The sequence below is a fragment of the Chloroflexus sp. genome, assembly GCF_056331925.1.
Genome location: NZ_JBWGQH010000001.1, coordinates 109222 through 125739 on the forward strand (window position 1 = coordinate 109222; position 16518 = coordinate 125739).

Sequence of the window (16518 nt, forward strand, 5' to 3'; positions counted from 1 at the left end):
CGCTTTTGCCATTTTCCAAAAAACCTTAGCGTCCTTTGCGTTCTTCGCACCTTTGCGTTTATCGTCCCTTGCGCCTTTGCTTCCTCTGCGCCTTTTCTTCTATCCGATGGCGTGCAACCGGTCGAGGATGGTCTGTGCACTCCGCTGCCACGGCCACTCACGCGCACGGATCACCGCTTGCGCGCCACGCATACGGGCTTCGTCGCGATAATGATACACGCGGCGCAACAACTCTATCAGCGCATCAACGTCTGGCTCAGCCCACCGTGCACCAACATAAGGACCACTCGCTGCACCGGTTGGGACTAAGCCACGGATCGGCAAGGGGTAACCACATGTTTCATCAAGGAATTCGGTCGGACCACTCCACGCAGTCGCAATCACCGGTACCCCGCACGCCATCGCCTCAAGCACCGGCATCCCCCACCCTTCGCCACGGCTCGGCAAGACAAAACAATCCGCACTGCGGTAAAGTTCGGCCATCCGTGCCGGACCGAAGGTCTGGTTGTAGAAGACGGTCACCGGTGGTGCGTGATCGCCAAGCACCGCTGCCAGCTCACGCAGCGGATTACCAGGAGCACGATGATCGATCTTCAACACCAACACAACCGGATCGCTTGGCCTGAATGCAGCCCGATAGGCCGCCAGCAGCACATCCCAGCCTTTGCGTTTACCCCACTCAAAGACCGAAAGAAAAACCGTCCGATCACCTAAATCGCGACGTGGCGGGCCGGGTGCAAAGACTGCCGAATCTACACCCAATGGTACAACGTAGACCGGTCGTGTGATGCCGCTAGCGATAAACACCTCGCGCCCCCAGGCGGTTGGTGTCCAGACTTCGTCCATTAGGTTAGCCTGCTCAACCCAATGAGCCGGCAACCGATCAGTCTCAAGCATCGTGAAGCCGATCCGGTAAACACCGCTATTTTTACAAAACAATTCACCGCGACCATACACCACTTGTGGCACGTCGAGCCGGATAGGTAATTGTTGCAGCGAGCGGATCAACGGCGGGATCGAGCCGTACACCTGCTCGGCATAATCTGCATCGAACAGATACAACGGGCGTACCGCCAAGCCAATCTCGTTGAGTGCCGCCACAATCGCTCGTGACGAGCTGCTATAACCGGTTGGAGAAGCGAAGGTCGAATGCCAGACGAGGTGTGTCATGGGTGGTGTTGAGACGAAGCGTGACCCTGTTCGAGAGCGGCCACGCGTTCGCTCAGGGTCTGCCGAAGCGTCCGTTCGGCATCGAGATGGGCAATCAAGCTCTCGATAATCCGGGTGAGAGTCGCGTGAGTCGCATTGATCTGAGCAAGTTCCGGGCCAAACAACCACCACGCCAATCGGCGGCGAAAGCGAGCCATCACCGATATTGCCGGTGGTGGCGTAATCGCCCATGCCTGCCGTAATTCCTGTACCTGTTCGGCAAGATAGGTGTCACGCGCCAACAACTCACTCAGGTCGGTAAACTGACGATAATCAACCGCAGAGCTATGCAAGGCGCGCGCAATCGCTGCCGCAAGCGGTTCCTCATCATGCGGATGAACAAGGTGTGGGCCTTGAGCGGTCATATAATCTCCGGCATGCAACAGTTCGAGTGCCGTATGCTCCATGTATACCACGCGCGCATCAGCGGAACAAGTGCAGATGATCGCGAATCCAACTCACCATCCGCTCGACCCCTTCGTAGACCGAGACCTGTGGCCTCCAGCCCAATTCTTGCTCAGCAAGTGTAATATCACTGATATAGACCGGTTGATCACCGGGCCGCCAATCGCCGTAGCGCACCTCAATCGCACGCCCAACCAACCGGCTCAGGAGCGGGCCAAATTCAGCCCAAATCGACAAAGCATTCTGCGGTCCGCCACCAATATTGTAAATCCGCCCACTCACACGATCGATCCGTTCGAGAGCCGCCATATACGCCGCGATCAGATCATCAACGTAAAGCATATCGCGCACCTGCTTGCCGTCACCATAGATCGTAATTGGACGTTCGAGCAGGGCCGCGATCGCAAAGTGCGCCGCCCAGCCTTGATCCTCAACCCCAAACTGGCGCGGACCATAAATGCATGACTGGCGGAAGACCACCGTTTTGAGGCCGTAGATGCGGGCGTAATCGCGCACATACTGATCGGCAGCGCCTTTGCTACAGCCATACGGCGAATGGAAATCGAGCAACTGATACTCAGGTACGCCGTTAGGCAAATCACGATAGCGATACCGCGTCGCCTCTTCAACCACGTCAACCGTCTCCATTCCTCCGTAAACTTTGTTCGTCGAGGCAAAGAAGACAATCGGCGGTTCAGGGGCAAGGCGGGCCGCTTCGAGAATATTCAGTGTACCGAGCGCATTGATCTCGAAATCGCTACGCGGATCTTGCACTGATGTCGTCACTGCGACTTGGCCGGCAAGATGGTATACCACTCGGTGACCGGGAACGACCGCCTGCATTGTCGACGCATCACGAATATCGGCATGCACAAAGCGTAGCCGGTCGCTATACCGCTCTTGCAGCCAGGCCAGATTGAGCGGCGTGCGTGGACGACTGAGGTTATCAACAATCGTCACAGTTTCGCCTTGGCGCAGCAAATAATCGGCCAGATTACAACCGATAAACCCGGCGCCGCCGGTGATGAGATGAAGAGAGCGCGGTATCATAGGTTGTCTCTAGCGAACGTCACCACTTCATTATAACAATACGAGCGGTTGTCCGGCAACAAAACCGAACAACCGCTCACACCACTCAAACAGACCTAGCGTGTAGTGATCGGGATAAATGTGGTAAATACTTCATTAACTACCCGCACAGTTACTGGTAATGTTACTGAGGGGAAGCCACTACCACTGAACGTGATGTGGGCAGTGTACGTACCAACAGGCTTCCCGGCCACATTGACCGTAATGTGCAGGGGCACACCAGCCGTTGCGTCGCTCAACGAAACGTTCGTGTGGCTCAGCTGAAGGATATTGTGTGGATCATTCTCGGCAATGGTCACATTGATCGGGGTCCCGTCGTTTGAACCGACACTGAGCGTATAGGTAGACGGCTGTGACCCATCGGTCAGGAGGTTCAGGGAAGTAACCCCAAGCCGTAGACCACGAGCGCGGAAGAGACCATTATGGGCCGGATCTCGTTGGAATTGGGGCCAAGGTGCGCTATACGGCTGATACGGGCCGGGGCTACTCGAGATTACCTGCTCGAGATCACGCCAGACGTACACGAAGGCTTTATTCTGCATACTCAACACGGCAGAGCTCGTATGCGAGCCACCCACCACTATCTCGAGCTTACCGTCATTATCAATATCGGCAATTGCCGGTGTATTACGGATCGGCATCCACATAAACATCGATTTCTTGCCGCTGAGTTTGCAGTCTTGCGCTATCTGCCCACCGGTCGGACAACTTGCCGTCAATTCTTGACCGGCGCCATTGTAAATCATCACCGAATTTTGTACGACGATAAGCACCTCATGCGAGCCATTCCCATCAATGTCGGCAATAAGTGGATTGTTAAAGGGCTCAGACATATCCGCCCCTTCTTGCGTCGCACCACGCACCTCAATATTCCAAATCGGGTTCGGATTGTCATACCGCCACGCAACCAATCGGCCACCGGTTGGTGGTGTAGGCACAGGTGGGTTATTCGACCCACCAGAAGCCACTGACGCGACAATCTCCAACCGCCCATCACCGTCAATATCACCGATTGCCGGCGAGGAAGCCACGCATTCCGGTGCATTGAGCGTCATTTTTTCAACACCGTTTGCAGCGTTAAAGATCTTCACCCATTTGCCCGGTTTGGGATTACCGCCATACAAACAACCACTACCTACAACCACTTCGAACATACCGTCATTTTCAAAATCAGTGATCGCCGGTGATGAAAGGATGAGCTGATCGAAGCGCACTGCCCATAAGAATCCTTTACCAAACCCAATCACTTTTCCACCATCCTTCGCACAATAGATTGGGTCAGCCACAAAGGTTGGATCGGACGGAAATGCGTACAGAAAGCCGCGTGCGCTTTCGTAGTACGAGTTTGTCTCAGGGAAGGGAGTAATGCTGTGCGGATTACAGACTTGACCCGGCGTGAAGTCGGTGCCGACGATAATCTCTTTACGGCCATCGTTGTTCACATCGGCAAAAGCTGGCGATGACCAAATCGTATCCATCGCAAAGTATTTCCAGCGCAACGTCCCGTCTTTGTTCAGCACGTGCAAATACAAATCGGCAGCACCAGCAACAATGATAATATCACCGTTGCCATTAACATCGGTGACAGAGGGCGTATTGATAACAGCGTTATGATTGCTAATGGAGCTCCGGTTAATAGGATAATTCCACAATTCCTGACCTGTCGCGGAGTAAGCCCGAACTCCGCCAGGACAATTTAGCGGATTAATTGTACCATACCCAACGATTACCTCTAATCCTGGACGAGTCGGATCAATATCAAACAATGTCGGCGCTCCGTTCAAGAGACTGTCATCGGTTCCGAGATTAGCACACGTAGCAACCTGTACCGTCCACTTAACTTGACCGTTCTTGTCAAGGGCAAATAACTTCCCACTCCGATCACCGATCACAATTTCCAAGCCGTTGCTCAGATTACCATCGAGATTACCAACCACCGGTGAGCTACGAATGATCCGAACACCGTCAAGTGGCTTACCGGCAAGAGTATCATCATCTTGCAGCTTGGTAGGATGAGTAAAACCAGGTTGCGAATTAACCGCATTTTGATAATAAGCCAAAGTAACGGCGGGGACTACACTTAACACTAATAGGCTGATCAAAATAATGCGAAGGCGGCGCCGTATCATATACCCTCCCATTGACAAACCTTAAAAGTTTCTGATCTTCATGAAAGCATGTCTTTGGGCCGCCTACTATATTACATAAGTCCTATCCCAACTTAGGAAAGCTGTCGAATGATAACTATGAACGCCTTACCATCCCCAAGCACGACAACAGGATCACCGGGCCAGCACCCGCAAACGCTGCACGATCCGCTCCGCAGCGTGCCGCCACGTCCACCGCTGGGCAACCTCAGCCGCTGCTACTGCACCTACTGCCTGGGCTTCAACGCGATGTTCGTAGACGTACCGCATGAGATAAACGAGGTGATCAAAATCTGGCTCGGCCCAAGACCAACCAATGTAGTATGGGCATTTAGCTTCGGCCGGGATCAACGAGCGCACCTGTAACGGATACCCGACCCCCGCATGCAAGAATTCCGTTTGAGCGCTCCAATTAGTAGCAATCACCGGTAAACCACACGCCATCGCTTCAAGGATCGGCAATCCCCATCCTTCGCCCCGACTCGTAAGGACAAAACAGTCGGCACTACGGTAAAGCGCACCCAATTGTGATCGCGACAAATACTGATTATACAAAATCGCAATCGGCGGCCCATTGGGCGGCAATTGTAATTCGGTGATCTGTTTTGCAACACTCACCGAAGAGTCAAAGTTATTGATCCGCAAAACGAGCAGAACATCATCATGACACGTAAAGGCACTACAATAGGCGCGTAGCAACAGTTCTGGCGCCTTGCGCTCACCCCATTCAAAGATAGAGAGAAAGGTGAAGCGGTTATCAATCGGATATCTAGGAATGTGAGGATTAAAATGATCGGGATCGTAGCCGAGCGGCATTACGTAGATCGGACGAAACACACCGGCAGCGGCAAACACCTCGGCACCCCAGTGACTCGGTGTCCACACTTCATCCATTCGATTACATGCCGCTACCCAATCGGACGGTAAGCCATTTACCTCGAGCATGGTATAACCGATCCGGTAGCCGCGATGCTCGGTATAGAATAGATCGGCCTGATCGTAACTCACTTGTGGAATATGTGTCGGCAACGGACGGCTCGCAATCGCCTGCAATCGCGGATGAGTAATTTCGGACGGCATATGCCACGGGGTCGGACGATGGAACAACTCGACTCCTAACCGATCGAGTTGAAGCGCAATCTCTTCAGAACTTACAGAATAGCCAATTGGCAATCCCCAACGTGACTGCCAAATAACGCGCAGATTCATGAATGCTTGCTCTGTTATTCCGATTTAGATTGGTATATGGCCAACTGCTGTCGAACTTCCATCAGGTGTTGCCGTGACATTGCCAGTTCATTGCGTAAAAGATGAACCTGTTGTTCAATCGCTTGTAGACGATAACGATATTCATTGAGTTCTTGCTGTAACGTCTGTTGGCGAACCAGCAACGATTCCACCACGCGGGTCGTTGCACCGTGGAACTCATTTGCTTGTAACCACGGAAATATCACATACCAGCGCGTTACACGTCGAATGAAATGCTGAAGATGTACCCGTAGCCGGGTCAACAACCGTTGATCAGACGGGAGTTCAACACGTAACGGATCGACCGACCACAACTGTTGCATCATGTGCAGATTCGTCTGGAGATATTCATCGCCATCGATAGACGGTGGTGCAGAGACCGAACTCGCAACCGCATCTGCTTCAGGGGCGGTCTCGCGATTATCTTGTTGCAGAGCATCAGCGATTGCTTTCATCGCACCTGCCACGCTATCACCTTGGAAGCGAACCCAATAGACACTCATTAGACCCACCTCCTTTATGGATCAATCGTTTCCAAGCGTTCCATAATGCGATCAACGGCATGTCCCCACGTCCACTGCTGATGAACGACTGATGCTGCACGTAACCCGATTGCTTGCGCCTCTGCCGGATGCTCATAGATGTAGCGCATCAGATACCGAAGATGATCGATATCGGGATCGGCCCAGCGCGAACCGGCATAGTAGGGGGAACGGGCAACGGCCGGAATTAACTGGCGAACACGCAACGGATACCCTAATTGGTCATTAAAAAATTCGCGCTGTGCTCCCCAATCAGTCGCAATAACCGGCAACCCACACGCCATTGCTTCCAAGATAGGCATCCCCCACCCTTCACCACGTGTCGGCAACACAAAGCAATCAGCACTCCGATAGAGACCGCCCATTTGATGCTCGGCAATCTCTTGATTCAAGAGAACGACGATACGAGGTGCATGAGAACGATTCGTCAATTCATGGATCCGCTGCTGCACATTAAAGTGTGGATCGTGATTAAACACCTTGAGTACGAGGACAACATCATCACTGCGCGTAAATTCACTCACGTAGGCTTGTAACAAGAGTTCGGGAGCTTTACGCTCAATCCATTCAAAGATCGATAGAAACACAAACACGTTTGCCGGCTTGTTCTCTTGGATATGAGGATGAAAATAATTTGGGTTAAACCCCAGTGGGATCACGTGGATTGGCCGGCGCACACCCGAAGCCATAAACACATCGCGCGTAAAATGACTCGGTACCCACACTTCATCCATTTGGTTAGCCTGATAGACCCAATCCGCCGGTAGGGTGTCAGACTCAAGCATTGTAAATCCAATCCGATAACGTCCACTGTTTTTAATAAATGCATCACCTTGGCTATAGACTACCTGCGGCAACGAAGTATCTTTTGGACGATTCCGCAACTGATCGAGCCGTGGATCACGGGTTGGCGGTTCGGTGTAATCGGTACCGAAAATACAGGCTAAACGCACATCAACCCCGCGCCGGTCAAGTTCGCGTACAAATTCCCGTGATGAGGTCGCATACCCGGTAGCGTGGGCAATCAGGGAATGCCAGAGCAAACCACGCTGATAACGCTGGCGTTGAAAATAGTTACGCCATTTATTCAAAAACACTCGCTGACCGTGGCTAAACATGCGCCACCAATCAGCATTGTTAAGCCGCGTGCTCGAGTTCTCGTGGTGAATAACCTTTGCACCACCAGTACAGACAACCTTGAAACCGGCTTGCATCGCTCGTAGACAGTAATCGGTGTCTTCGTAGTATGAAAAATAGGTCTCATCCAGCCCACCGATCGTCTCGATCACATCACGACGGATGTACATGCAAGCACCGGTTACCCCCTCAACCTCACGTATCCCCGGATACTGGCCGATAAAAGGTTCGCCACCCCCAATTTGATACCCCCAGAAATTATGTTGGGGCATATATGTACCGGCATGCTGCAACAATCCATTTGGGAAGAGGAGTAAACAGCCTACAATACCGTAGTCAGGATGATCATTAGCAACAGTGCGGAGATGGTCGAGCCATGTCTCCTCGATAATCTCAGTATCGTTGTTCAATAGGAGCACATCATGATCGGGCGGCGCTGCTGCTATCCCTTGATTCACGCCGGCAGCAAACCCTCGATTTTCGGAATTAGCGATCAGCGTCACATCCGGTTGGTCACGCAGCCACTCAACCGTCCCATCGGTACTACCGTTATCAACCACAATCAGACGATAGGGAACGTGGCGCGTCTTGGCCCGTAAACTCGCAAAACAGCGCTGGGTAACCGCCAAACCATTCCACGTTAACACAACAATCGCAACTGGCGGACGTTTGCCGGGAGTAAACGATTTGCCCTGAGGAACGGATACTTCTTGAGTAGTCGGCGGCTCGGCTTGCGTTGCTGGATGGGAATTGAGTTGCATATCGGTACCGAGATGATGGCTGTTATCAACGGTAGCCGATGAACTGACCTGTTCCGCAGCCGAAGATAAATCCCTTACCGGAACCAGATGCGTTTGCAGCGCAGCCTGCAAACCGGCAATACGTGTCTTGCGCTCAATCGTTATTGCATCGGTGCGCAATGCGACCAACTTCGTCCGAATCAATTCGGTATCGGTCGTACTCCACCCCCTTTGGCGAGCAATCATCGGCAACATCAGCAATGCATGAGCATATGCCGAGCGTAGAACATCACTCATTCCTAACGAAGCTCGTTCATGGAGCTGCACTTGCTCGGCCGGAAAAACTAGCTGATGAAGTTCATCAGGTGAACGATGTTTCAACAATAGACGCCAACGTTGCCTTTCGATAATATGTGTGTGTCGTCGACCTTGTTGTGTCAAGGCTCCCTCGTGATGAACCAATGTCGCCGAGTCAGCCAATTCGATACGCCATCCGGCAGTCTTGGCCCGTAAACACAGATCGACATCCTCAAAATAAGCCGGAAAGAATGCTTCATCGAACAACCCGATCTGTTCGAGCATCGCTACTCGCATGCCCAAAGCCAAACCAGCCAGATAATCGAGTGGCGTATCTTCAGTGAGTGCTTGGCGATTGCGCCCATACCACAACGGTTCGATCAAGGTACCACCGGCATGTTGAATGTGACCGTCGGGAAAACGAGCAAGGCTACCGACCAAACCAATCGTCGGATCGTCAAAGGGTACCAACATCCCCTCTAGCCAGTGGGGATCGGCCATCGTGTCTTGATTTAAGGCAATCACCACTTCCGGTCGCTGTTCCTCGGCTAATGCCGCACGGATACCGATATTGACAGCTCCGGCAAAGCCAAGCTGTTTTGGAACGTCGATCAACGTTACTTTCGGGAAGGTCTCTCGTACAATTGTCGGGCCGGCGTCAGTACTACCGTTATTCACAACGATCACATTAGTGAGATTGATCTGTTCTTGCAGAGATTGCAAACAATTGTGAATATACGCAGCACCTTGAAATAACGGAATAACAATCTTGGTATTCATACAATATCGAGTATACGGCTTATTTGCTCGATTATCTGCGACTGCATCTCGTCAAGATCAAGTATACGCTGTTCAAGATCGATGACGTGTTGATGCAACGGCGGCAATGTATCCCGTAATCGTTCACTGTCCTCATGGAGGATTTGTAGATTGAACTGCAGGGTTTGCAAGGCTTGTTGCATCGCTTGGACGAGCGGTCTCAATTCAACAAGCTGCTGCGTTAACGATGCTAAATGAGTTGCAACATTCTGATTGTGAATCTGCTGCTGGTTCATTAATGCAGCATACTGCTCATTTGCACGACTCATGTACACATCTAATGCACTGGCAAACCGATACAACACATTCACGACTGTTCCGTTGAAATCACGCTGCTGCGCTGCCAGTGTCGCAATTCGCTGCTCAAGCGAACCATCTAATCGACGCTGTATTTGTTGCCGGATAGTTGCCAACGGCGTTGGTGTAGCCATCGGCAGATTGACGCTCCACAGCGACTCCAACGCCTTGATGAGCTCGTTTCGCTCATGAAGAATGCGGTTAAGATTGTCTTCCATTGCTTGCCCGTAGTGTTGCTGATTTTTCTGGAGCGGCTCGACCCTACTTACTGCTACCACTGACGGCATCGATTGCTGGAGACCGGCTTGCTCAACTGCATGTCGCACGATCCGCAACACCGGCAGTGCAACCTTTGACCAACGCAATTGTTGACCCAATGTAGCCGCATTAGTGCCCTGCACCATCCGACGCTGCGGATCGGTTAACAAACAAATGAGCGCAGCGGCTACCGCATCACTATCACCGACCGGAACAACTTCTCCGGCATGATGCTCGGCGATCAACTCGGCTGCGGCATCTCCGGCACTCAGAATACTCGGACGACCGACCCATAAATGATCGAGCACCCGCGACCGCACGGCAGCGTAGCGTGTCTCCAGATGCTCGCGGTGTAATGATACCATAACCGTCGCTTCGAGCAGAAAATCCGCCCGTCGCTCGTAAGGGATCCATTCCTCGTAGAAGTGGACGCCTTTGCCCAGCAAACCGAGTTCAGCGGCGAGCTGACGTGTCTGTTGAGGAGTATGCATCTCATAGCCCAAACCGGGGTGCTGCCCGGCAAGAAACACCAGTCGTGCGTTAGGGACTGTTGCCAACACTTGTAGCATTGCCCGCACCACCGTCTGCGGATCGAGCCAGTCCCACAACCCACTGCTCCACAGAATAATCTCGTGGTCGGGGCCAAGATCGTCGAGTACACCACGCAACGCCGGTTGACCACTCGCCTGCGGTGGATCATCACTCACGCCGAAGGGCACAACGTCGATCAGACGGCGCAGCAGGGGATCGGTATCAACAAGCTCCGGCGTCAAGCGGCCCAATGCCAACAAGCCACCGATATACAAATCTCGCTGACGCTCGGTAGCACAGAGAAAATGATCGCCGCGCCGTAATAAGTCACGCAAGAGTGCGACATCGCGTTCGGCTATGTACCGACGCTCAGCCATCGGATGGCGGCGAAACAATTCCAGATTCTCGAACGCTACCGGATCATAGAGATCGATGATTAGCTGTCCCGCATACGTCAATACTTCCGGGTGAGCGGCAGCGACAAAACCATTGATAAGTGCGATGGAAGCGGTCGCGAGGTAGGGGACAAGACTCGCGGCTTCTCCCCACCGATAATGACCATATGTTACACCCGCGGTTGGTGGTAAGTCAATCGGATGTGGTGCGATCAAGGTCACCGGTAGCGTATGCGCCAGGACTCGCGCCAGTTCCCACATCCGAATCCCCGGCCCGGCCATCCGCCGACCGATCACATCATGAGCGATGATCAACAGTGTGCTCATCCATGCCAGCTCCAACTTCCATCGATGAAGAGCATGCCGTAACGCTGGCTAACCCCATCACTGTGTACAACGAGCGGGTACATACGGTCGTGAACATCAAACTCGTGTAACTGCGTGCAGTCGGTGGCCGAAGCACTCACTAAATATCTACCGCCCAACAATGGTAAACGTGGAATATGGTAATCGATCTGACCAGGTCCATCAATGAAAGGTATGTGGTATCGGTCGAAACCGGTGTTGGGTCCGGTTAACCACGGGCCACTCTCGTGATTAATCCCGACTCCAAATACCGGATACTCAATCCGTTCGTGGGCAACGTAGTGAATACGTATCGTCAGCGGTTCGTGAGTACGAAACGTAATCCGCTCTTGACCATTCCGGTCGAGTAACTGCACGCGCGTAATCTCTACTTCGCGTGTGCCACGCCGCATCCGTTCACGTACATCATCGGGGAGTTCGCGTTCTTGCTGCTCAAACTCAGCTCGCTCCCGCTCATTCACATCGGCAAGGTAGGCATCAACCACTTCGTGCGCCGGACCAAAGGCTTTCATCTCGCCGTGATCGAGCCAAACAGCGACATCGCAGAGCGAGCGTACCACACCGAGCGCATGTGACACGAAGACAATCGTCTTCCCGGCGCGCCGAAAACCGTAAATGCGGTCGATACACTTGCGCTGGAATGCCTCATCACCAACGGCCAATACTTCATCGGTGATCAGGATGTCGGGATCAACCGCCGTCGCCACAGCAAACGCGAGCCGGGTATACATACCCGATGAGTAGTGTTTGACTTCCGTATCGAGAAAGGGGCCGATTTCCGAGAACTCGATAATTTCCGGGAGCTTGCGCATCATTTCCTTACGGCTGAAGCCCATCAGGGAGCCGTAGAGAAAGACGTTTTCCCGCCCACTCAGTTCGGGGTGAAAACCGCTCCCAAGCTCAAGCAATGCTGCGATTCGTCCACTGGTTGTCACTCGGCCACTCGTCGGTTCAAGCACACGGGTCATCAATTTGAGGATCGTGCTTTTGCCGGCGCCATTGTGACCAACCAAACCAACACTTTGGCCTTCTTCGACGGCAAAGCTCACGTCACGCACTGCCCAAAACACCTCTGCCGGCGGAAGACCACGGATCAGTCCCACGAACCGCTCTTGAATGGTTGAAGCCTGTTGGCGCCGTACAAACTGACGCGAGACCCTATCAAACTCGATCACGATACTCATAACTCTTCACCAAAATGGCGACTGGTGCGCTGGAAAACCCAGTACCCCACTGCCAACACAATCAGCGCAGTGACGCCAACGCGCAGCAGAGCACCGAGCGCCGGCACTCCCGGCGTCGGGATCAGACCGACCGGCACGGTATTACCGTAAATGATTTCGCGGTAGAACTCGATAATCGAGGCTAATGGGTTGAGCCAGCGAATCACCCGCGCCGCAACCCCTTCGCTAATCGTACTGAGCGGATAAATGATCGGGGTAAGGAAGAACCAGATGTTGATCACAATACCGATGAGATGTACCACATCGCGAAAGAAGACGGCACCGGCGCCGAGCAGAAGGGCTAATCCGGCGAGAAAAATCGTCTGCAATGCCATGATGACCGGCAGATAGACAATGCTCCAACTCAGGTTGAGCCGGCCAAGCGTGGTGAGCTGAACAACCAAGATCACCAGAAACATCATCGGGAGCGAGAGGATGAAGTTCAGCAAACTTGAACCGACTGCCACGAGTGGTAGCACTTCGCGCGGAAAGTAGACCTTCTTGACCAGTGCCGCATTGTCGATGATGCTGCGTGTACCGCTAAGAACTGCTTCAGCAGTATAGTTCCACGGCAGCAAGCCAACAATCACAAACACCGGAAACATCGCAATGCCGTTAGGCAGCAGAAAACTAAAGACGATGACGTACACCATCATCATGCCCAACGGCGCAAGCTGCGTCCACAGATAACCGAGAGTACTACCTTTGTAACGAGCGCGTAGGTCACGAAGCACCAGATTGCGGATCAATTCGCGGTATTGCCACAGCTCTTGCAACTTCGGCAACACCCCGGCGCTCCGGTCGAAGGCAATCCCACCAACACCCAACATCGTACCGACAAGCGCTGCCAGTGCGATCAGTGGCCACTCATAGCGCGGTTCGGGCGCAGTTGGCAAAGCTGCCGGCACGCGGAAGGCCGCACTCACCTGATCGGCATCAAAGCGGGCGCCGGCATCACGAATCAGGAATTGAATGGCCGCCTCAATCGTGCGGAGTTGAGCAATCGTCCGATCACGCGCGGCAAGTTCAGCAGCGGCCGCCGGATTATCAGCGGCGCATGTCTGTAATGCTGCTTCACGAGTCGCTGTATCGGTCAACCCCGTACTCGCGCAGAGCGCATCGAGCGTTGCGTTGCGGGTATTAATCGCAAACCGCCAGAGATCGTAACGCGACTCAAGAGCCCGCGTCACATCACTCATTTCTTCACCGGAGAGTTCGGCCAAAGTGCGCGGTGTACTGAACGGTTCAATCGGGCGAGAGAGTGGCAAAGCTTCGAGACGCAAAATATCGCGCAACAACCATGCAAAGCGATCATTGGGGGCCGGTATTTGGCCGTTAAGCGCTTGCCACAATTGCCAGCCCAACATATTGCGCAAGATTTCGCGGCCACCGGCAGCCCTAATCTGACGCACCAGCTCGGCCGCACCGGCATCGGCCAGTGCCTTTGCTTCAACGGCATTACCGGCGATACCGCGCACTATCACCTCACCGGGAGTTTGGGGTAGATACTCTACCCGAAAATCAGGTCGGCCAAGACGTACATCAGCGCGGGCCAACGCATCGAGGCGTAGCGCTTCGGTAGCATCGGTAATCGCAATATCAATCCCTGTCAGATTTGGGGCAACCGGCTGGTAGATGGGGCCATAGCGCGCTAGATCGAACTGTACAGTGGCATCGGCATAATAGAGAATCGGGCGGGCTAAAATCGGCGGAACGGCCATACTTAACGCACCGGCGATGCAAAGGATGAGCCATAACCACTGATATAACGCCAATGCACCACGCCGCGCCGTTAATGCCGCACCGACGGCACTCCAGCCCGTTGCCTGCTTTAGCGGCTGTTTGATCGTGTTGGCCACATTGTCACCTCTATGGTCTGACCGGCTGCCAGATCGATCCGTAACCAACCTCGTGCTTCCCACTGTGTACGCGATATGATGTTGTGATCGATGGCTACCGCAGCAGTATCTGAAGGCAGATTGATCATCAGTCCTACCAGATCGTAGGGGGATAGATTCGATAGGTGATACCGCTGCGCCGGCTCACCATTGCCATACCCGAAGCTATCTGCAGACGTAGTGGTTACCGGAGTAATCGACAGCGACATTCGCGCGATCTGCCAATGAGCGATCTCACTCAGCGGTGCGACCCAGACATCGCCACGCCTGACGGTATAGGATACCACATCTTCCCACGCGGTTTGTTGAGCGACGCTCGTCACTTCCTCGGTATGTGCCCAGATATCGATCATACCGCCGACAGCAACTGCCCGCTCAATCTGGACAATCGCCATCTCAGCCCGATCCGGCGTGAGATAAAAGTCAGGACATGCAAGAATGCGGCCTTCACGTCCCGGCAACCAGCGGCACTGTGGATTACGAACCAGACCCTGTTCATCGGTAGGAAAGAGGTTGTAAGGACCATAGTCGCTGAGGCGGGTTACCGAGCGAATCCCGAGTTGCTCGATGACATCCCAATTTGCATCACTCATCCCAGCACTACTACTCCACGGGAAGGCCAACGAGCGCGCATTGCCAACACCGCGTTCGGCAGCAACCGTATTCCACGCTTCGAGATCGGCCCGCCACGTGGCGGCATCAGCATAACCACCGTATAAGTGGCTGAAGGTATGACTCTGAATTTCGTGCCCGGCAGCCAACAACGGCTCAATCTGATCGCCAAAATACCACGCCGGGTCGGTAGCAACGGTGCCGTAAGGGTCATCGCCAAACCACCGATGCGTCACCCAGCGGTCGCTCCGCCAACCGTTAGCCACCGATGCCCATGGAAACACCGGATCGCCCATAAACCGACGTTGTTCCCGGTTCCCCATCAGAAAATTGTACCCGGTTGCATAGTACGTCGCGCGCACGTTATGACGGGCAAAGATAGCCATGCTGGTTTCTACGCCGGTACGCATGCGCATCCCCCGCATCACCGGGTCTTCATCGGCGCGCGGATCATCAACCGACCGCGAATGGACCAGCCCACCCATTGCCGTCTCCCAATCGAAGGTGAAGGCCACGGCAGCCTGATACCCTTCCGGCCAGAGCGCAATCTGGAGCAGTGATGTCGGTTCGGACGATTCGGCGATTGGCAATGATGCCCCACCACGTTGTAGACGTGGCATATCGAGGTAGATGCGATCGTCGGACGACGGCTCGATCCGCACTCGCAGGACACGGGCCGGTTCCGGCGCCCGGACAGCCCCCCCGATCGTCGACCAACTCGCCGGTGGTCGGTCGGGTGTCCACAGAACAACGGGTTGCCACGCAGTCACTGCCTGCCGGAACAGCTCCCCGCGCTGGTCATACCACTCAAATACGAGCCGCGCACGTGTAGCCGAACGCAACATCGAATCGGTGAGCGCAGCGACGGTGAAACAGTAGGTTACACCCGGTTCTACCGTTATCGGCGGTGTTTGCGCGTAGTTGGCAATACCGATCAATTGCAGACCACGCCCATCGCCATCAAGATCAAAGCCCTGTCCATCAACCGCCGGGCCATGCACTTCAACCCCGCCGGCGCCACGACTCCAGCCGGCAGGGAGGCCACTTACCTCGCCGGGAACGGCAAACTGCGCATTTGGTAACAGATTGGGATCGAACAATGGTAGTGCAGTACAACGGTCGAGCCGCTGACTGATGAAGAGGAAGACACCAACTGCACCAATAATGAACGAGAAGATGATGGCGCCGAATGCAAACGGGCGTGAAATCATGCGATCAACTGTCGTATGGTATTGTTGCCGGTAGTCATCTACCGCGCGGCTGCATTGTACCACAATATCTTCACCAATTGTTGCCGGGTTTCAC

The 16518-nt window shown here is 53.8% G+C and carries 11 protein-coding genes; all 11 read right to left on the reverse strand.

Annotation, left to right across the window (positions count from 1 at the left end; translation table 11 throughout):
* Nucleotides 1–99: 99 nt before the first annotated feature.
* Complete coding sequence (locus tag AC01ZF_RS00480; RefSeq protein WP_424674987.1) at nt 100–1170, reverse strand: glycosyltransferase; 1071 nt, start codon at nt 1168–1170, stop codon at nt 100–102.
* Nucleotides 1167–1574 carry a hypothetical protein gene (locus AC01ZF_RS00485; RefSeq protein WP_424674986.1) on the reverse strand — a complete coding sequence of 136 codons (408 nt, stop codon included), beginning with the start codon at nt 1572–1574 and terminating at the stop codon, nt 1167–1169. The genes AC01ZF_RS00480 and AC01ZF_RS00485 overlap by 4 nt, the downstream gene beginning before the upstream one ends.
* A gap of 58 nt (nt 1575–1632) precedes the next feature.
* Nucleotides 1633–2664, reverse strand: coding sequence for a GDP-mannose 4,6-dehydratase (locus AC01ZF_RS00490; protein ID WP_424674985.1), 1032 nt, complete (start codon nt 2662–2664; stop codon nt 1633–1635).
* A gap of 95 nt (nt 2665–2759) precedes the next feature.
* The gene (locus AC01ZF_RS00495) at nt 2760–4832 is read right to left on the reverse strand and encodes an FG-GAP-like repeat-containing protein (protein ID WP_476575021.1); all 2073 of its coding nucleotides are present in this window, start codon (nt 4830–4832) and stop codon (nt 2760–2762) included.
* A 153-nt stretch (nt 4833–4985) separates the two neighbouring features.
* Nucleotides 4986–6059, reverse strand: a complete 1074-nt coding sequence (locus AC01ZF_RS00500) for a glycosyltransferase (protein ID WP_424674983.1) — start codon at nt 6057–6059, stop codon at nt 4986–4988.
* Nucleotides 6060–6073: 14 nt separating this feature from the next.
* The gene (locus AC01ZF_RS00505; RefSeq protein ID WP_476575022.1) at nt 6074–6601 is read right to left on the reverse strand and encodes a hypothetical protein; all 528 of its coding nucleotides are present in this window, start codon (nt 6599–6601) and stop codon (nt 6074–6076) included.
* A gap of 14 nt (nt 6602–6615) precedes the next feature.
* Entirely contained in the window at nt 6616–9594 is a 2979-nt protein-coding gene (locus AC01ZF_RS00510; RefSeq protein ID WP_428111096.1) for a glycosyltransferase, read from the reverse strand.
* Nucleotides 9591–11441 (reverse strand): glycosyltransferase, encoded by a 1851-nt coding sequence (locus AC01ZF_RS00515; protein WP_424674980.1) that lies wholly within the window; start codon nt 11439–11441, stop codon nt 9591–9593. Before AC01ZF_RS00515 ends, AC01ZF_RS00510 begins: the two co-directional genes overlap by 4 nt.
* Nucleotides 11438–12664: an ABC transporter ATP-binding protein gene (locus tag AC01ZF_RS00520; protein WP_424674979.1), complete on the reverse strand. Its 1227-nt coding sequence runs from the start codon at nt 12662–12664 to the stop codon at nt 11438–11440. Before AC01ZF_RS00520 ends, AC01ZF_RS00515 begins: the two co-directional genes overlap by 4 nt.
* Nucleotides 12661–14562 (reverse strand): ABC transporter permease, encoded by a 1902-nt coding sequence (locus AC01ZF_RS00525; protein WP_424674978.1) that lies wholly within the window; start codon nt 14560–14562, stop codon nt 12661–12663. Before AC01ZF_RS00525 ends, AC01ZF_RS00520 begins: the two co-directional genes overlap by 4 nt.
* A complete protein-coding gene (locus AC01ZF_RS00530; RefSeq protein WP_428111090.1) occupies nt 14535–16424 on the reverse strand; it encodes a polysaccharide deacetylase family protein in 1890 nt (629 codons plus the stop codon). The genes AC01ZF_RS00525 and AC01ZF_RS00530 overlap by 28 nt, the downstream gene beginning before the upstream one ends.
* Nucleotides 16425–16518: the final 94 nt, after the last annotated feature.